General features: G+C 72.1%; 19 protein-coding genes. 2 read left to right on the top strand and 17 right to left on the bottom strand.

The annotated features are described in order from the left end of the window. Positions 1 to 16 precede the first annotated feature (16 nt). The 17 genes from R5H32_RS16090 to R5H32_RS16010 all read right to left on the bottom strand — a co-directional run bounded on the left by R5H32_RS16090 (position 17) and on the right by R5H32_RS16010 (position 14,409). Positions 17 to 400, bottom strand: coding sequence for a hypothetical protein (locus R5H32_RS16090; RefSeq protein WP_318339711.1), 384 nt, complete (start codon positions 398 to 400; stop codon positions 17 to 19). Positions 401 to 470: 70 nt separating this feature from the next. Further along, positions 471 to 1,754: a phage major capsid protein gene (locus R5H32_RS16085; RefSeq protein WP_318339710.1), complete on the bottom strand. Its 1,284-nt coding sequence runs from the start codon at positions 1,752 to 1,754 to the stop codon at positions 471 to 473. 198 nt (positions 1,755 to 1,952) lie between these two features. Next, entirely contained in the window at positions 1,953 to 2,540 is a 588-nt protein-coding gene (locus R5H32_RS16080; protein WP_318339709.1) for an HK97 family phage prohead protease, read from the bottom strand. Then, positions 2,537 to 3,841: a phage portal protein gene (locus tag R5H32_RS16075; RefSeq protein ID WP_318339708.1), complete on the bottom strand. Its 1,305-nt coding sequence runs from the start codon at positions 3,839 to 3,841 to the stop codon at positions 2,537 to 2,539. Before R5H32_RS16075 ends, R5H32_RS16080 begins: the two co-directional genes overlap by 4 nt. Then, complete coding sequence (locus tag R5H32_RS16070; protein ID WP_318339707.1) at positions 3,832 to 5,664, bottom strand: terminase large subunit; 1,833 nt, start codon at positions 5,662 to 5,664, stop codon at positions 3,832 to 3,834. The genes R5H32_RS16075 and R5H32_RS16070 overlap by 10 nt, the downstream gene beginning before the upstream one ends. Then, positions 5,661 to 6,131, bottom strand: a complete 471-nt coding sequence (locus R5H32_RS16065) for a P27 family phage terminase small subunit (protein ID WP_318339706.1) — start codon at positions 6,129 to 6,131, stop codon at positions 5,661 to 5,663. Before R5H32_RS16065 ends, R5H32_RS16070 begins: the two co-directional genes overlap by 4 nt. A gap of 220 nt (positions 6,132 to 6,351) precedes the next feature. After that, complete coding sequence (locus R5H32_RS16060) at positions 6,352 to 6,717, bottom strand: HNH endonuclease (protein ID WP_318339705.1); 366 nt, start codon at positions 6,715 to 6,717, stop codon at positions 6,352 to 6,354. A 159-nt stretch (positions 6,718 to 6,876) separates the two neighbouring features. After that, the gene (locus tag R5H32_RS16055) at positions 6,877 to 7,584 is read right to left on the bottom strand and encodes a hypothetical protein (protein WP_318339704.1); all 708 of its coding nucleotides are present in this window, start codon (positions 7,582 to 7,584) and stop codon (positions 6,877 to 6,879) included. Positions 7,585 to 8,208: 624 nt separating this feature from the next. Next, complete coding sequence (locus R5H32_RS16050; RefSeq protein ID WP_318339703.1) at positions 8,209 to 8,529, bottom strand: hypothetical protein; 321 nt, start codon at positions 8,527 to 8,529, stop codon at positions 8,209 to 8,211. Continuing rightward, complete coding sequence (locus R5H32_RS16045; RefSeq protein WP_318339702.1) at positions 8,529 to 10,298, bottom strand: phage/plasmid primase, P4 family; 1,770 nt, start codon at positions 10,296 to 10,298, stop codon at positions 8,529 to 8,531. Before R5H32_RS16045 ends, R5H32_RS16050 begins: the two co-directional genes overlap by 1 nt. Continuing rightward, positions 10,295 to 11,413 carry a CHC2 zinc finger domain-containing protein gene (locus tag R5H32_RS16040; protein ID WP_318339701.1) on the bottom strand — a complete coding sequence of 373 codons (1,119 nt, stop codon included), beginning with the start codon at positions 11,411 to 11,413 and terminating at the stop codon, positions 10,295 to 10,297. Before R5H32_RS16040 ends, R5H32_RS16045 begins: the two co-directional genes overlap by 4 nt. A gap of 10 nt (positions 11,414 to 11,423) precedes the next feature. Beyond that, a complete protein-coding gene (ssb, locus tag R5H32_RS16035) occupies positions 11,424 to 11,912 on the bottom strand; it encodes a single-stranded DNA-binding protein (protein WP_318339700.1) in 489 nt (162 codons plus the stop codon). Then, positions 11,902 to 12,498: a hypothetical protein gene (locus R5H32_RS16030; protein ID WP_318339699.1), complete on the bottom strand. Its 597-nt coding sequence runs from the start codon at positions 12,496 to 12,498 to the stop codon at positions 11,902 to 11,904. Before R5H32_RS16030 ends, ssb begins: the two co-directional genes overlap by 11 nt. Further along, positions 12,495 to 13,649 (bottom strand): DUF6456 domain-containing protein, encoded by a 1,155-nt coding sequence (locus R5H32_RS16025; RefSeq protein ID WP_318339698.1) that lies wholly within the window; start codon positions 13,647 to 13,649, stop codon positions 12,495 to 12,497. The genes R5H32_RS16030 and R5H32_RS16025 overlap by 4 nt, the downstream gene beginning before the upstream one ends. Positions 13,650 to 13,675: 26 nt before the next feature. After that, positions 13,676 to 13,927 carry a helix-turn-helix domain-containing protein gene (locus R5H32_RS16020; protein ID WP_318339697.1) on the bottom strand — a complete coding sequence of 84 codons (252 nt, stop codon included), beginning with the start codon at positions 13,925 to 13,927 and terminating at the stop codon, positions 13,676 to 13,678. After that, complete coding sequence (locus tag R5H32_RS16015; RefSeq protein ID WP_318339696.1) at positions 13,920 to 14,123, bottom strand: hypothetical protein; 204 nt, start codon at positions 14,121 to 14,123, stop codon at positions 13,920 to 13,922. The genes R5H32_RS16020 and R5H32_RS16015 overlap by 8 nt, the downstream gene beginning before the upstream one ends. Beyond that, a complete protein-coding gene (locus tag R5H32_RS16010; RefSeq protein WP_318339695.1) occupies positions 14,116 to 14,409 on the bottom strand; it encodes a hypothetical protein in 294 nt (97 codons plus the stop codon). Before R5H32_RS16010 ends, R5H32_RS16015 begins: the two co-directional genes overlap by 8 nt. Before the next feature lie 182 nt (positions 14,410 to 14,591). Here R5H32_RS16010 and R5H32_RS16005 point away from each other — a divergent pair, with 182 nt between their 5' ends. After that, positions 14,592 to 14,921, top strand: coding sequence for a helix-turn-helix domain-containing protein (locus R5H32_RS16005; protein ID WP_318339694.1), 330 nt, complete (start codon positions 14,592 to 14,594; stop codon positions 14,919 to 14,921). 242 nt (positions 14,922 to 15,163) lie between these two features. After that, entirely contained in the window at positions 15,164 to 15,403 is a 240-nt protein-coding gene (locus R5H32_RS16000) for a hypothetical protein (protein ID WP_318339693.1), read from the top strand. The last annotated feature ends 27 nt before the right edge of the window (positions 15,404 to 15,430 follow it).

Raw genomic sequence — 15,430 nt, 5'->3', positions numbered from 1 at the left:
TCAGGAGCGGGCGGGATCAGGCGGCGGGCGCGGCGCCGGGATCGGTGGCGGCGGCATCGGCGGGATCGGGCCGGGCCTCGGGCGCGGTCGGGGCCGGGGCGGCAGGATCGGACACCGCCGCGGCGGCAGCGGCCTCGGCCTCGGCCTCGGCGGCGGCGGCGCGGGCGGCGGCCTCGGCGGCCTCGGCGGCGGCGGCCTCGGCGGCAAGCGCGGCGACATGCGCCTCCGCCTGGCGCTTGGCCTCGGCGAGCGTGAGGCCCTTTTTCGCCGGCACGGCGTAGCCGGCGCGGACGAGGTCGGCGGCGGCCTCGGCGGCGAGCGTGATCTCCTGGCCCTCGGTGAGGGTGAAATCGACGGCGCCGGCGTTCACGACCGCCAGCAAGGTTTGGTTCTTGCTCATGCGAGCGTCTCCATGTCAGAGGGAGGAAGCGGAGAGGGCGGCGGCGCCGCCCTCCCCGTCGCGATCCGGATCAGGCCGGGGTCGCGAGGGTCTTGATCGCGCCGGCAAGGCCCGGGGCGCCGTCGAAGCGGGCGACGCCGGCGATGCCGATGTTCGGGAAGAACTTTTCCCGCGCGACGCCGATCACCGGCGCGCCGACCTTGCGGACGTAGTATTGGCCGAAATCGCCGAAGGCGATCGGCTTTTTCGAGGCCGCGATCTGGTCCATCGCCTGATTGAACGAGACCGGATAGCCGGCGAGCGAGGGCGGCAGGCCCTTGGTGACGTCGCCGTCCTTCCAGAGGTAGTTTCCGGTCGTGTCCTTGATCTTCCGGAGCGCCTTCACGCTCTGGTCGTGCATCTGGAACCGGACCCGCGGGCCGGCGCGATAGGCCGGATCGACCGAATGCACGAGGTCGAAGATCTCGTCGAAGGTGATCGCGGCATTCGAGGCCGCGGTCTTGCCCACCGCCGCGCCCGGAACGAAGCCGAGGGGCTCGCCGGTGCCGGTGCCGACCGTGAGGAGCCGGTTGGCGGTGCGGCCGAGGCGCTCGCCGATCAGCCGGCCGAGGAGGGCTTCCCAGGAGAAGCCCGAGTCCTGGGCGAGCTCAAAGGCCCATTTGATCCACGGGGTCGAGCGGGTGAACGATCCGAGATCCTCTTTCGTGACCGTGACGTCGCCGGAGGCGTCGTCGGCGAGATCGGCGCCCGCGGTATGGGCGGCCGCCTCCTCGGCGGTGTCATCGACGCCGGGGATCGTGATCGTCTCGCCGGAGGGGGTGACGAGCTCGCTCGCGACCGCGCCGTCCCACATCGGGCCATGCGCGGCCATCGCGATGTTGATGAAGCTGGCGAGCGTGGTCGGCACCGTGTAGCCGCCGGCGGCGCCGGTCGCGGCCGATTGCGCCCGGCCCTCGGGCTTGACGAAGCCGGCGCGGAGCGCGTCGCGGGCCTCGGTCGAGAGCGCCGACATGTCGCCGCCGGCGGCGAGGAGGGCGGCGAAATGGCCGCGGTATTCGTCGGGCGCGGCGGTCTCGGGCGCGAAGCCGGCGCGGGCGGCATCCGGGCGGCGGCCCTCGCGGGCGGCGCGGGCCTCGCGCTCCTCGTGCGCCTCGGCGTCGCGGGCGGCGGCATCGGCGCGGTCCTGGCGCTCGGCCTTTTTCACGAGCCCGTCGCGCTTGTCCATCAGCGCATCGAACTCGGCCTCGAGCGCCGCGGCGCGGTCGGCCGGGGTGCCGTCTTTCTGGGCCTCGGCGAGCTTGGCGCGCGCCTCGGTCTCGAGGCGCATGGCCTCTTCGCGGAGTTGCTTGGTCATGGGATCCTCTCGGAAAGGGGGCGCCCCTCCCCCGAAGGGGGCGCGGTTGTTTCGGGATTGGGGGGCGGGAAAGGGGCCGGCGGGGCCGGGCCGGGCGCGGGGTGACCGGCGCCTCTTGGTCACGTTATATCGGTCATATCACAATATATTGTGATGATCGGGCGCGCGGCGGCGGCCCGTCAGACCGCGGGGCGGCGGTCAGCCGGCGAGGCGCGCGAGGCGGGCCTTGCGGGCCATGCGCGCGGCGATCGTGGCGGCCGAGCGGGAGGCGCGGCCGAGCGCGGCCGCCATCGCGCGGAGGCCGATCTCGGTCCCGGCATAGGCCGGATCGGTGACGATCGAGACGTCGAAGAGCTCGACCTCGAGGATCGTGCGCCGCGGCAGCGGGTCGCGGTCCTCCCATTCCTGGCGGGTCGCCCGGAACGCGAAGGACATTTTCGTGAGATCGCCGCGGCGCATCTTCGGCAGGATCCGCGCGACGTCCGGGTCGGCGGGGTCGAGATCGGTCTCGATCCGGAGCCCGCGGCTGTCCTCGGCGAGCTTGAGCGTTCCGGAGGAGGTCCGCGCCAGCGGCAAGCCCTCGTGGTTGATCAGGAACGCGGCATCGTCGCCGCGGCGCAGCGCCTCGGTGAAGGCGCCGGGCGCGATCACCTCCTCGAACATATCGCCGATCGCGGTCGCCTGGTTGAACACAGCGGCATAGCCGACGACCGTCACCGGGGCGTCGGGCGCGGCGGCGCGGAGCTCGAGGGGCTGCGCGAAAAGGCGGATCTCGCGGTCGGTCATGTCGGGTCTCCCGGGCTGGCAGGGTCAGAAGGGGCGGGCGCGGCGGCGCCGCGCGCGATCTCGGCGGTGATCTTGTCGACGAGGAGGCCGATCGGCAGGGTGCCGGATTGCATGAAGAGCTCGGAGCCGCCGGCGAGCGGGCCGAGGCCGTGGCGCTCGCGCGCCTCGTTGGGCGTGAGTTGCCCGGAATTGACCGCCCGGGCGAGCGCCTCGGTGCGGTCCTTGAAGAGCCCGCGCGCCAGCGCGTCGAGATCGTGCTTGACGTAGAGTTTCGCGCCGCGGCCGAAGAGCTTGAGCGAGAGCTCGGCCTCGACCTGGGCGACCCGGCCGGCGAGCGTGTGCTTGACGAGGGTCAAGTCCTGTTGCTCGGTGTTGGAATAGGTGCCGGTCGAGAGCTCTTGCAGAAAGACCGGCGGGAGGCCGTAGATCCGCGCCACCTGTTGCACCGTGAACACCTGCACCGGCGTCAACTGCATCTTGTCCGGGTCGTCGCCGAGCCGCGAGAGCTTGAAGCCGGCCGGCAAGGGCAGGATCGGCTTGCCCTCCTCGGCCGAGCGCCGCGCCACCTTGGCGATATCGTCGGAGGCGCGCCGCGCCGCGTCGCCCGAGGGCATGGCGCCCTCGAGAACGTAAGGCGGGATCCCGTTGCGGCCGAACACCGTGAGCGCGTAGCGCGAGGCGTTGAGGCCCTGGCGGATCGCCCCGGCGCAGGTCAGAACCGGGTTGCGCGAGGAGACATAGTCGGCGCGGCGCATGAAGGCGAGGTCGATCACGTCCCGGGCCGGGTAGGTCACCGCCGAGCCGTCCGACCGGCTGTAATCGTAGAAGATCCGGCCCGCGCCATCGCGGCGGACCGCGGTCCGCTCGTATTCCAGCGGAAACAGGTTGATCACGTCGCCCTTGCGGTCGCGCTCGAGATAGGCATAGCCGCGCCCCGGCCCGAACACTTCGGAAAACAGCATCCGGCGGAACTCGTGGCCGGTGAGCGTATCATTGGCCGCCTCGCCGAGAAGCGCCGCGACCGGGTGCTCGACCGCGGTGTCGGCCTGGCCCTCGGGCCGGCGCGCATAGACCTTGACCGGCAGCGTCGAGAGCGCCTGGGCGAGGAAGTTGATCGCCGCGAACACCGGCGGCAGCGAGAGCGCCTCGGTAAACGTCACGCTATCGGAGAGCCCCTCGGTGCCGAGGATCTGGAGGAGCGGCGCAAGGCCGGGGTCGAAGGTGACCGCGGCGCGGAGCTCGGCCTCGGCCGCGGCGGCCGCGCGCCGGCGGCCGCCCGAGAGGAGGTCTTTCAATCCCATAGCGAGTGCTCCAAGGAAAAGCCCGGGTCGGCCCAGGGCGAGGTTTCGGTCGCGCGCTCGCGGCAGAGCGCCAGACCCACTGACATTGCGAGCGAGACCATGCCGTCGATCCGGCCATGCGCGCGCTCCTTGTCGAACATGCGATGACCGGTGCGGTTTTCGGCATAGGTGACCGCGGCCGCCATCGAGTCGAGGAGCGGGTTTTGCGCGACCGTGAGCCGGCCGTCGCCGAGCGCCTCCTCGAGCTTGTTGATCGAGTCGGGCATCCAGAGATAGATCTCTTTCTCGCCCTCGGGCGCGCCCGGGTCTTTCTCGAGGATCCGCTTTTGATAGCCTTGCGGGTGGATCTCGGCCGGGATCGAGATCCCGAGCTCGGTGAGGTTTTCGGTGAGCCGCTCGAGCCCGTATTGGTCGCAGCCGATCGCCACGGGCGCGAAGCGCGCGTTGATCCGGCCGATCGCGTCGGCGAGCCAAGCGTATTTGAGCCGGTCGCCCGGCACCGCCTCGATATGGCCCTGATCGACCCAGAGATCATAGGGCGCCTGGTCCCGCGCGGCGCGGTCGAGGATCGTGTCGCCCGGGGTCCAGAACCATGTTTTCGAGACGAGCTTTTCGGCGTCCTTGGTCGCGTCGGTGATCCATGTCAGCGTCAGCGCCGAGAAATCGCGGACCTGGGAAAGGTCGAGCCCGCCGAAGCAGGGGAAGCCCTTCGCGGTGAGCGCGTCGGGATCGACCTCGCCGCGGGCGTTGACCCAGGTCTCGCGCCGGATCGCGGCGGTGACCGATTGCGTCCACTGGCAGAAATGAAGCCGGGCGATGCCGTTCCTCTTGCCCGGCATCATCCGCGCCTTCTTGACCTCGCCGGCGAGAAACGCCTCGGTGATCGTCTCGCCGAGCAAGGGGTTGGCCTTGATCCAGCAGGAGGGATCGTTTTCCCAATCGTCGCCCTCGTCGAGCGAGCAGACGAAGGCAAAGGTCGCGTCGTCGTCGGTGACGCCGGTCGCCACGTTGACCGCGTGTTGATGCTCCTCCCAACAAATGCCGGTCCGGTCGGTGCCGCTATTCGTGGCCATCACGAGCAAGGGTTGCCGGCGGAACTTGAAGCCGCGCTCGAGCATGTCGATCACGTCGCGGTTGGGGTGCTCGTGGACCTCGTCGGTCAGCGCGCAATGCGGCCGCGGGCCGGATTGACCGCCCTCGGCGCTGATCGGCTTAAAGAAGCGGTTGCCGCCGTCGCGGCCGCGGTAGGTCATTTGCCAGACCGGGTTTTCGCCCTGCTTGGTGACCACGCGGGCGAGCGCCGGCGACTGGTCGCGCATCGCGACCGCGTCGCGGAACAGAACTTGCGCCTGGTCCTTTTTCGAGGCGGCGGCGTAGATCTCGGCCCGGGCCTCGCCGTCCGCGACCATCATGTAAAGCCCGATCCCGGCGATCAGCGGCGACTTGCCGTTGCCCTTGCCCTCCTCGTCGTAGAAGCGGCGGAACCGGCGCAGGCCGCGGAGATCCGGGTCGGGGTGATCCTCGGCCCATTTCCAGCCGAAGAGCGCGCCGATCCGGAACGCCTGGGATGAGTGCAGCCGGAACGGCCGCCCCTCGAATTGGCCGCCGTTGAGGCGCAGCATCTTCGGGAAGAACTCGATCGCGTGGCGCGCGGCGGCGAGATCCCAGACGAGACCGCGGCCCGGCCCCTCGGCGAGGTCGCGCAAGTGCCGCGCGGCGGCGGCGCGGACATGGGGGCCGGCGATGATCTCGCCGGCGGTGACCGCCTCGGCCCAGGCGGTGACCGGATCCGCGGCGGCGCGGATCCGATCCTCCGCGCTCATGTGAGATAGCCCCCGGCGTCGGGGAACTGAAAGCCAAGCTGGCCGCCGGCGGAGAGGCTCCGCTCGGTCGCCGGGGTCATGCCGAACTCGCCGGCGAGGGCGCGGATCTGGCGGAAGGTCTCGTTGACCTGGGCGACCTCGGGGCGGGTTTTCTGTTGCTCGCCGTCGCGTGTTTTCGTGGTGTAGGTCTCGCCGTCCTCGATCGCGATGAGGAGCTTTTCATGCCGCGCGACGACCCGCACGAGCTGGTGAAACATGAAGGCATTGGCCTCGTTGAGGCGGTCGCGGGTCGGGTGGCACAGCGGCAGCGCGAGGCGCCGGTAGATCTCGCGGTGATCGGGGTTGAGATCCTCGGGCTCGAGCTCGAGCATCCGGGCGCGGGCGCGCTCCTCGAGGTTATGCGGGGCCGCGCCGTCCTCCCGCATCGGGACGACTGCACCGGCGCCGTCCGGGCGGCGTCCTTTCATCGCGGATCCTCTCGTTTGGGTCCGGGGGTCGGCGGAGCCCTTGCCTCCTCGCCCCGGCTAGACGGATCGCGGATCCGTTCGGGCCTCGTGCCCACCATGAGCGGTGGAGAACTCTATTCAATTTCGGCATTGCGCACAGAAAGGCTCCCACTCCGGTCCCTGGGCCATCGGGTCGCGTCCGCGCCCCTCCCCCCGGGGTCGCGCGGCGGTCGGGATCGGATCAGCGGTTGGCCGGGTGGCGCGGGTCGAGGGGCCAGCCATCGGCGCCGCGCTCCTCGGAATAGCCGCGGACCTCCTCGCGTTGCTTGTTGCGGTCGTGGTCATCGGGGCAGAGGGTTTGCAAATTGTCGGGATCGTGAAACAGCGCCACGTCGCCGCGGTGCGGGATCCGGTGATCGGCGACGAGAAAGCGCCGGCGCGGGTCGGGCTGCGGCGCGCCGGCCGAGGTGAGCGAGCCGTCATTCGCAAAGCCGCGCGTGAGGCAGGCGGCGCAGAGCGGCGCGCGCGCCTTCTGCGCGGCGGCGAGGCGGCGCCATGCCGCGGTCTTGTAGAGGTGGCGCCACGGGCGCGGGTCATGGCGCGGCATGGCGACCTCGGGGGCAGGAGGGGTGGCAAGGCGTCGCGGAGCTCGACGGGCGCCCGACAGGGAGGAGCGGGAGCAGCTTCCGCCCGGAACTCCGCGACGATGCCCGAATGGATAGCCGGGCATGACACGAGCCGTCCAGAAAAACCGCTCCCGATAACATTAAGCCCGGGCCTCGCCGATCCCGAACTCCTGGGCGAGGAGGTCGAGGATCTCCTCGGCGGCCGTGGTGAGCGCCTTGACGTGTTTCGCATGGGCGCTCCATCCGTGGCGGCGCAGGATCTCGGCCATGCCGAGCCCCTCGACCGCGATCGCGTCGAGGAGCTCCACCGCCGAGATCGGCCGCGCCTTGCCCCGCCGCGGCGCCAGCACGAGCCGCGCCGGGCCGGTCGCATAGGCGCGCCGCGCCCGATCCCATCGCCAGCGGTTCACCACGCCATGCACCGCGCGCACGAGGCCCGCGCGCATCGCCCGGGCCGCCGCGCCACCATCCGGCACCACGGCCGAGGAGCCGCGGATCTCGGCCTCGATCGAGACCGTCGCGCCGGCCGCCGCCGAGAGCCCCTCGACGGCGCCGGCATAGGCATTGACCGCGCGGCGCCGGGGATCCTCGCGCCCGAGGCCGGCGAGCACCGCCGGGACGCGGCGGACCGCGGTCCGCTGGCCGAGCGCGGTGATCCGCTCGGGCCGGCCGGCGCGGCCGCGCTCGGTGAGCTCGAGGAGCTCGACCCGGGCGGCGGCGAGGCCCGGCGCGGCGCGCTCGCCCTCGCCGATGCCGATCGCCTGGCGGCGCATGGCCGCGGTCGCGATGAGATCCCGTGTCAGCGCCGAAACCAGCGCGCCGGGCGTTTGCATGTCTCTGATCTGCATGGGCTCCACTCCATCTAGGTCGGTTCCGGCAGAATATCACAATATATTGTGAAGTCACGGGACCGACCCGGGGTCGGAACGGGATTGAAACGGGACCGAAACGGGGCCGAGAAATTCGCCGCGCGGATCGCAAGGCCCTGTTATATCTACACTTTATTTCTCAATGGGATTGAAGGGACCGAAAATCCCGCGCCATATACGAAACGATTTTCGCCGCGCCCCAGACCCCCGCGCCCATGTAAGGGCCTTGCCCGAAACTTGGTCCCGTCAGTCCCGCAGCGCCCGCCCGAGGGGCGCAACATCGCGGAAAGGCTGATCTTTTCGCCGGCTTCCCGCCCTCGTTTCAATCCCGCTCTCAATCCCGTTGCGGGATCAGCGGGACCGAGAGCGGGATCCTCCTGTGGCAGGGGGTGCGGGGCGGCAGGGGCCGGCGCCCGGCCCGGCCGTCGCGCGCGCACCGCCGCTCTCCTCGCTCCCGCGTCGGTCCCGTGACGGGGCGGGCGGCCGGCGAGCGGGCGCAGCGGAACCGGCCCGGGCGGGGCCGGGCGGCGGGGAGCGGGTCGGGGCGGGGAGAGGCGGGGCGGGCGCCGGGGCGGCGAGGCCCTGGGCGCGCGCGGGGGCCGGTCAGCGCGGCGCGAAGAGGTCGGGCTGGCCGGGCGCGGGAGCGGCGGGCGCGGGAGCGGCGGGCGCGACGCCGCGGCCGGCCGCGGGCGGGCGGGAGGGTGCGGGAGGCGCGGCGGAGAGGGATCCGGGCGCGAACTTCGCGCGCCAGCGCGCCTCGGCGGCGGGGCGGCAGGCGAGGCAGGCCCGCAGATAGACCCGGCGCGCGGCCGGGAGCTTTGACCAGAGGCCGGGCGCGCGGAACCAGAACGGCCCCTCGGGCGGCGCCGCGACCCCGGCCTCGGCGCAAAGCTGGCAATGGCTCGGGGCGGGCGCGCCCGCCATCAGCGCACCTCGCCGGGCCATTGGTTGCGGCGCTCGGCGAGCCGGGCGGCGATCGCCGGGCGGAACCGGATCCCGATATAGCCGGTGTCGGAGCGTTTGAGCGGCGCATAGGTCGCGCCGGTCTCGGGATGCTTGAACGCGCCGGCGCGGGCGCGGATTTGCAGCGAGGCTTGACGCTTGCCCCAGGGCTCGTCGCCGCGATCCTCGAGCCAGATCCGGAACGCCTCGACGAGCTCGCGCGAGATCACGAAGTCGGCGTCCGATCCGGTGATCTCGCATTCCTCGAGGAGGAACAGCCGCACCGGGTCGCTTTCCTCGCGGTAGAGCCGCGTCGCCTCGGTGACCGAGGCCGGCTCGCGGAGCCCGTCCGCCATGTATTTGACGCAGCCCGCGAGAAGCCAGTTGAAGATCCCCGACCGCTCGGCGCGCAGTTTCGCCGGCAGGAGCGGGTCGACCTCCTCGACGGGGATCTGCTCGGCGAAGGGCACGAGCGCGACCCGGCGCCAGATCCCATCGTCGCCGCCGCGGATCTCGGGCTTGTGGTTGCCCTGGATCGTGAGCTTGAACTCGGGTTTCACCTCGACAAATTCCTGCATCATGCGCCGGATCAGGATCGGCTCGCCGCCGGTCAATGCCTTGATGAGCGCCTCTTTCATGCGCTGGCCCTGCTCGGGCTCGGAGGCCCGCACCATGCGCGCGCCGGGGATCCGCACGAGATCCGGGGTCGCGTCGGAGCCTTTCCGTTGCTCGGAGCCGGTGAGGCTCTCGATCGGCACCGTGGTCGCATAATCGGCCATGATCTCGGCGATGCAATCGACGAGCGTCGACTTTCCGTTGCGGCCGACCCCGTAAAAGAACGTGAGTTTCTGCTCGGCGGTGAGGCCGGTGAGCGTGTAGCCAAACCAGCGTTGCAGGAACTCGCGGATCTCGGGGTCGGGCTGGATCCGGCAGAGGAAGGCGTCGAAGGTCGGGCAGGCCGCTTCCGGGTCGATCTCGACCGGCATGATCTTAGAAATGTTCTGATCGCGCGAATGCGGCAGGATCTCGTAGCCCCAGACCGGCGTGGCGTCGCCCCATTCGGCCGCGTGGGGGTCGACCGCCTGGCGGATCCGCACCACGCCGGAGAGCGTGTTGATCATGAGGGGGTCGTCGTTCATGCGGGCGATCGAGACCGCGCGCTTGACCTGGGCCTCGGTCAACATGTTGTTGATCGCCCCGGTGTTGCCGGAGGCTTTTGCATGGCTCCGGTGCGACCGCTTGCGGACCCCGAGCGCCTTGCGCGCCTCGGCGGCCTCCTCGAGGATCCGGTCGAGCTCGCGGGCGCGCTTTTTCTCGGCCGCGGTCACCTCGTCCTTGAGCGCGAGCGCGGCGCGCTCGTCGACCGCGGGCTCGGCGGCCTCGATCGCGCGGCGCTCGTGCTCCTCGAGCGCGACGAAGGGCACCTCCTCGAGGATCCGCTCGGAAACGCGCTGCGCCAGCGCCCGGACCTCGAGCCGGTCCTCGTCGAGCCGCCAGACCTTGCCGGTCCAGCTATGCCAGCCGACCCGCGGCGCGAAGAGGCAGTCCTCGCCGTAATAGGCCGTGAACCGCAGCCCGTTGCCGTAGTCGTTCAGGGGATAGAGCGCGCAAGCGGCCTCGAGCGGCTCCTCCTCCGGCAGCGGCGGCGGGCCGTCCGGGCCGAAGGGGTCGGGGTGCGGGGCGACGTCGCCGGCGGGCGGGATCTCCTCCGCGCCCTTGAAGATCTCGCGCACGGTCTCGGCCTTGCTCATTGTCTTTCCTCGTCCGTCAGAATGTCGTTGAGATCCCGGCCGGCGCCGGGATGGACGACCCAGGCCGCGAGGCCGGGGATCGCCTGTTGCGCGCGCCGGATCCCAGAGAGGAGCGCCGCGCGGGTCTTGTCGGGGTCCGAGTCGCCGTCTTGGATCAGCACGAGCCGGCGGACCCAGACCGGCGGCACGAAGGCGCGGGCGTCGGCGAGGTCGGGCTCGCCGGAATGGAGCCGGCCCGGCACCCGCAGCATCCGGCCGGCGAGGTTGCCGAGATCGACCCCGGCCCAATAGACGGCCGGCCCCATTGGCGCGATCACCCGCGCCGAGAGCGTGGTCTCGATCCCCTCGCCCATGATCAGGAGGTCCGAGCCGCCGCCGCCGAGGCGGATCGCGCCGCCCTTTTTCGAGCCGCGGACCATCTTGGCCGGGAGCGCCTCGCCGGTCTCCGGGTCGCGGATCTCGGCCTTGCCGCCCGGCCGGGACAGATCGAGCCATGTCTGATGAACGGCCGCGAGGCGATCGTCGGCGCCCTGGATCGCGGCGATCATGCAAGGCCCGCGGTGCAGGGTGACGAGCCGGCCGCCGAGCTTTTTCACGGCCGGGTGATCGGGCAGGAAGCGCAGCGATTTCGGCAGCACCGGGAGCCGGATCCCGCGCCGGGCGAGGTAATCGGTCACCGGCGAGCCCTCGGCCGGGCGCGCCCGTCGCCAGATCGCGCGCGCGTCCTCGATCGCCTGGGCGCGGTGGCGCTCCTCGGCCGCCGCGCGCTCGGCCTCGGCGGCGGCGGCGCGGGCCGCGCGGCGGGCGCGCTCGGCCGGGTCGACCTCCTGGGCCTTGCCGGCGAGGTGCTCGAGCGCGGCCTTGAAGTCGCAGCCCAAGACATGCCGCACGAGGTCGATCCCATCGCCGCCGGCCTGGCAGCCGCGGCAATGAAAGACGCCGCGGTCGGGATTGATCGAGAAGCGGTCGGCGTCGCGCTTGGCGTGGCCGCCGCAAACCGGGCAGGGGCCGACGAGCTCGCGGGCCTCGCGCCGGAGCCCCTCGAGCGGCAGGCGGTCGAGGATCTCGGCGAAGGGCATCGCGAGCACGAGGGCGAGGCGGGGATCGTCAGCCATCGGCGCGCCCTTAGAACGGGATCTCGTCGTCGAGATCGGAGCGGCGGCCGGTGCCGGGTCCGGATCCGCCGCCATAGCCGCCGCCCGCGCCGCCGCCCGAGCCGGCGCCATAGCCGCCGCCCTGGTCGCCGGCGCCGCCGCGCTCGCCCTCCGGCCGGCGGTCGAGGCTCTGGATCTCGCCGCCATAGGGGCGGACCACGATCTCGGTCGAATAGCGGTCGGCGCCGCTCTGGTCCTGCCATTTGCGGGTTTCGAGCTGGCCCTCGACATAGACCCGCGCGCCCTTCTTGAGAAATTGCTCGGCGAAGCGGACCGCGTGTTCGGCGTGAAGCGCGATCGAATGCCATTCGGTCCGCTCGCGGCGCTCGCCGGTGTTGCGGTCGCGCCATGTCTCGGTTGTGGCGAGGCGCAGGTTGGCGACCTTGCCGCCGTTGGAAAACGAGCGGATCTCGGGGTCGCGGCCGAGAAAGCCGATCAGTTGGACCTTGTTAAGCGACATGGGAAGCGTCCTTTTCGTTGAGGGGTGCGGGGAGGCCGAGAAAGACCGGGATCCCGAGCTTTTCGGAGGTGCGGTTAAACTTCGCGGCGGTGACCGGGCCGAGGGTGATCCCGAGGTCTCGGGCGAGGAGGTCGAGCGCGCCGACGACCGCGCCGGCGGCGCGGATATCGCGCCAGATCCGCCGCCCGGCCTCGATCTCCTCGGTGAACCGCGCGACCGCGTGAAACAGCGCGAGCCCGAGCTCGGGGAGGCTTTGGCCGGCGCCGTGAAAGCGCAGGTTGCAGCGCCGGATCTCGGCGAGATCGCCGAAGGCCGGGAGCCCGAGATCCAGCGCCGCGAGGTCGAGCGCGATCAGCACGTCGCCGAGCTCCTCCTCGATCGCGACGAGGAGGCGCTCCTCCTCGGCCTCGCTTGCGGGTGTGCCGGCGATGCCGCCGCGGATCCGACAGAGTTTCTTGACGAGGTTGCAGAGCTCGCCGGTCTCGCCCGCGAGCTCGAGGCCGCGGAACGCGAGGCCGATCTCGTCCCGGCCGGGCCAGAGCTCTTGCCGGGCGATATTGGCGGCGCGGAGATCGGAGAGTTTCATGCCCGGCCCTCCGCGCCGGGGAGCGCGACGCCGGCCGGCGCCTTGAGCCGGTAGCCGGCGCCGGGCTCGGCCTCGATCGCGAGCGCGAGCCCGGCGGCGGCGATCTTGCGGCGGATCCGCGAGACATGGCCCGAGACCGCGTCGGGATCGGCGGGATCGCCGGCCCCGGCATGGAGCGCGGCGAGGAGGCGCGCCCGGGTCACGAGCCCGCCCTTCGCCCGGGCGAGCATGTCGAGGAGCCGGGTCTCGGCGGGGGTGAGATCGAGGCCGAGCCGGCGCCACGCGGCCGGGTCGGGCAGGTCGGGGCCGAGGAGCGCGTCGAGCAGGCCGAGGCAATAGTCGAGCCGCTCGGGCGCCGGCCGCGCCATGACCTCGGCGCGGAGCCGGGCGCGGCCGGGCGGCGGCGCGGCCGCCGGGATGCCGGGCGCGGCGGCGGGCGTCTCGGCGGCGCCGAGCCGCTCGAGGGCGAGGCCGAGCACGACCCGGCCCGCGCGCGCCGGGAGCCCGGCGTCGCTCTCAAACTCCTCGAGACCCTGCCAGAGGCAGACCACGCGCACGAGCGCCGCGCCCATCACCGGGCCGAGATAGGCGAGGCGGCGGCGCAAGGCCGAGCGCGCCGCGGCGGTCGCATCGGCGAGCCCCTCGAGATCGCCGGGCCATTCCCCCTCGCAGGTGAAGGCGGCCCATTCGGCGAGGAGCTCGATCGGCAGGAGCCCGGAGCGGGCGAAGTCGGCCCGGACCCTTGCGGCGGCGGCGAGCATCGCCGGCGAGAGCGCGGCACCGCCGGCGGCGGGGCGCAGGAGTGCGGCGAGCGGGTCGCGGCGCGGCGCGGCGATCACGTCCGGGGCGGCATGGCCGAGCCGGCGCAAAGCGGCGAGGCCCGGCGCGGCGATCCGGTAGCGGGTCACCGCGCCGAGGGTCTCGGCGGCGATCATCCCGGCGAGGGCCAGCGCGCCGACCTGGGCCGCCATGACCGGCGCCACGGGGTCGAAGCCGCCGCCGGGCGCCTCGATCCCGGCCACGGCCGAGGCGAGGCCCGGCGCGGCGGCGAGCGCGGCGCCGGGGCGGGCGAGGATCGGCAGGATCGCGCGGACCGCGCGCTCGAGCTCGAGGTCGCGGAGATCCGCGGCCGGTGTCGGGGTCGGGGTCATGGGAAACTCCTCTCGGTCAGGCCCGCTCAGGCGGCGAGCGGGGCGGCAAGGTCGGCGAGAAAGCGGTCGATCGCGGGATCGGCACGGCGCGCGGCGAGCCGGGCGACGCGGCGCGAGACGGTCGAGGGCGGCAGGCCGGCGGCGCGCGCGAGGGCGCGGATCGGGACGCCGGCGGCGGTGTGAAGGAGGTATTGCGCGACCTCGGCGCCGAGCCATGCCGGCAGGCGGTCGCGGGGATCGGCGGCGGCGGGGCCGGGGCGGGGGGCGCGGTCAGCCATGCGCGGCCGCCTTCGCGCGCCGGATCAGCCCGAGGAGCGGGCGCGCCGGCAAGGCTTTCGGGGCGTCGAGGATGAGCCGGAGATAGGCCGCGGCCATTTCCGCGGCGAGATCCTCGGCCGAAAAGCCGGTCTCGCGCGAGAGCGCGGCCATCGCGCGGCGCTCGGCCGGGGAGAAGCGGGCGAGGAGCTCAGGCATGGCCGGCCTCCGCCGCGCTTTCGGCCGGGGCCGGGATCTCGGCGAGCGCCGGCAGCGCGAGGCCCTGGGCCGCGGCCTCGGCGCGGAGCTCGCGCTCGAGCCGCTCGGCCGAGCCGAGGTAGAGATCGGCGCCAGCGCGGAGGATCCGGGCGACGGCGTTTTGCGAGAGATCGGCGCGGCGCGCGAGCCGCGCGGCCGGGATCCCGGTCGCGCGGATTGATTCGGTCAGCCACTCTCGGAAGGCGGCGGGGCTCGGGAGCCCTGGGCGGGTCGGGATTGCCTGCATGGTTCCTCATCACAATATAATGTGGCGATCACTTTATATTGTGATGATCCGGCGCGCGCAACACTTTTTAATGTGTTTGTCACGCCTCAGAGAGGTATGGATTTCCAGAAGTGCGGAAACACACTTTAATGTGATATAGAATGCGCTAGAGAAAGCGCGCGAACAGATAGGGAGAAAACAATATGTCGGAAGATGATCCGCGGCTCGCGACGGTGCGGCAAAACCTGCGCCTCGCGATCGCCTATCGCGACACAACGGCCGCCGAGATCAGCCGCGCCGCGGGGTTGAGCGTGAACGGGCTCGGCTCGTTCCTGCGCGCCAAGAGCTCGATTTCCTACGCGAACCTTTTGCGGGTCTGCGATGCTCTTCGGATCCCGATCGGGATCTTGCACCGCCCCGGCGCGATCACGCCGGGGCGGCTCGAGTTGCAGGAGGCGCTCGAGGGGCTCAGCCCCGATCAGGTCGAGCGGGCGCTTGCCCTGGTCGAGGAGGAGCGGCCGCCTCGGCCCTGATCCGCGCCGCGAGGCGGCGCAGATCCGCCTCGCCCCATCCCTCCGTTGCCGCGTGGACCCGCTCGCATGTTTCACCCTGATTGCACATTCTTTCACCTTGAGAGTCGCCCTTCCCGGCCTATGGCCCAACTGGCGGTTGATCGTCAAGTATCTTGTGAGATTAAACGACATGGCGCCGGGAAGATATTTTAGTTTGATTGTCACATTATACTGTGATAGCGGCATGGGGCAGGAGGTGACCCATGCACAAGATCTTGTCTCTCGCCGCCCGCCCGGCCGGGCCGCGGCTCGCAACGGCGGCGCGCGGGATCGGCGCCGGCGCGGCGCTCTTCATCGCCTTTTCGCTCGGCGCGGCGGGCCGGCTCGCGCTGACCGGCGCGGCGCCCTCCGCCCTCGACCCGGTCGCGGTGACGCTCTGGGGCTGGCCGCTCGGTCTGCCGGCGCTCGGCGCCCTGGCGGCGATCGCGCGGGGGCGGACATGAGGCCCGCGCCGGTCGCCGACCCGCTCG

This window comes from Defluviimonas sp. D31 (assembly GCF_033436765.1).
Taxonomy (GTDB): domain Bacteria; phylum Pseudomonadota; class Alphaproteobacteria; order Rhodobacterales; family Rhodobacteraceae; genus Albidovulum.
Note: the sequence above shows the minus strand (reverse complement) of the source record. Positions and strands in the feature narration are given on the sequence as shown.

Bases quoted from the DNA above. Each gene is read 5' to 3' on its own strand.
- R5H32_RS16055 (WP_318339704.1), bottom strand. From the start codon at position 7,584: ATGCAGATCAGAGACATGCAAACGCCCGGCGCGCTGGTTTCGGCGCTG.
- ssb (WP_318339700.1), bottom strand. From the start codon at position 11,912: ATGTCGCTTAACAAGGTCCAACTGATCGGCTTTCTCGGCCGCGACCCC.
- R5H32_RS16085 (WP_318339710.1), bottom strand. From the start codon at position 1,754: ATGACCAAGCAACTCCGCGAAGAGGCCATGCGCCTCGAGACCGAGGCG.
- R5H32_RS16075 (WP_318339708.1), bottom strand. From the start codon at position 3,841: ATGGGATTGAAAGACCTCCTCTCGGGCGGCCGCCGGCGCGCGGCCGCC.
- R5H32_RS16070 (WP_318339707.1), bottom strand. From the start codon at position 5,664: ATGAGCGCGGAGGATCGGATCCGCGCCGCCGCGGATCCGGTCACCGCC.
- R5H32_RS16040 (WP_318339701.1), bottom strand. From the start codon at position 11,413: ATGGCTGACGATCCCCGCCTCGCCCTCGTGCTCGCGATGCCCTTCGCC.
- R5H32_RS16080 (WP_318339709.1), bottom strand. From the start codon at position 2,540: ATGACCGACCGCGAGATCCGCCTTTTCGCGCAGCCCCTCGAGCTCCGC.
- R5H32_RS16015 (WP_318339696.1), bottom strand. From the start codon at position 14,123: ATGCCTGAGCTCCTCGCCCGCTTCTCCCCGGCCGAGCGCCGCGCGATG.
- R5H32_RS16050 (WP_318339703.1), bottom strand. From the start codon at position 8,529: ATGGCGGGCGCGCCCGCCCCGAGCCATTGCCAGCTTTGCGCCGAGGCC.
- R5H32_RS16030 (WP_318339699.1), bottom strand. From the start codon at position 12,498: ATGAAACTCTCCGATCTCCGCGCCGCCAATATCGCCCGGCAAGAGCTC.
- R5H32_RS16045 (WP_318339702.1), bottom strand. From the start codon at position 10,298: ATGAGCAAGGCCGAGACCGTGCGCGAGATCTTCAAGGGCGCGGAGGAG.
- R5H32_RS16000 (WP_318339693.1), top strand. From the start codon at position 15,164: ATGCACAAGATCTTGTCTCTCGCCGCCCGCCCGGCCGGGCCGCGGCTC.
- R5H32_RS16025 (WP_318339698.1), bottom strand. From the start codon at position 13,649: ATGACCCCGACCCCGACACCGGCCGCGGATCTCCGCGACCTCGAGCTC.
- R5H32_RS16060 (WP_318339705.1), bottom strand. From the start codon at position 6,717: ATGCCGCGCCATGACCCGCGCCCGTGGCGCCACCTCTACAAGACCGCG.
- R5H32_RS16010 (WP_318339695.1), bottom strand. From the start codon at position 14,409: ATGCAGGCAATCCCGACCCGCCCAGGGCTCCCGAGCCCCGCCGCCTTC.
- R5H32_RS16005 (WP_318339694.1), top strand. From the start codon at position 14,592: ATGTCGGAAGATGATCCGCGGCTCGCGACGGTGCGGCAAAACCTGCGC.
- R5H32_RS16090 (WP_318339711.1), bottom strand. From the start codon at position 400: ATGAGCAAGAACCAAACCTTGCTGGCGGTCGTGAACGCCGGCGCCGTC.
- R5H32_RS16020 (WP_318339697.1), bottom strand. From the start codon at position 13,927: ATGGCTGACCGCGCCCCCCGCCCCGGCCCCGCCGCCGCCGATCCCCGC.
- R5H32_RS16065 (WP_318339706.1), bottom strand. From the start codon at position 6,131: ATGAAAGGACGCCGCCCGGACGGCGCCGGTGCAGTCGTCCCGATGCGG.